Annotated in this window: 1 protein-coding gene; it reads left to right on the top strand. The window is 73.4% G+C overall.

The features are described from left to right. On the top strand, window positions 1-256 hold a 256-nt coding region (locus Q5762_RS39000), incomplete at both ends, for a hypothetical protein (protein ID WP_315897057.1).

The following is a 256-nucleotide window of genomic DNA, read 5'->3' as shown; positions in this document are numbered from 1 at the left end:
CCTCGTGGCGCAGCCCAACATCACGGCGCTCGCCTTCTGGAGCGACCCGATCGTGCTGGAGTTCGCGCTCGGCATGGGCATCGCCCTCGCTTGGCGACGCGGTGTCCGCCTGCCGCGCCCGGTAGCCCTGGCGCTCGGCGTTGCGGCCGTCGCCGTTCTGGCGCTCGACCTCGCGCACATGCGTGCCGTTGCGGTCTACGGGGTCGATCCGAGCGGCCTGCCGCGGCTCCTTGCCTGCGGTCTCCCGATGGCCGCG

The sequence above is a fragment of the Streptomyces sp. P9(2023) genome (assembly GCF_032436795.1).
In the GTDB taxonomy this organism is placed as follows: domain Bacteria; phylum Actinomycetota; class Actinomycetes; order Streptomycetales; family Streptomycetaceae; genus Streptomyces.
Note: the sequence above shows the minus strand (reverse complement) of the source record. Positions and strands in the feature narration are given on the sequence as shown.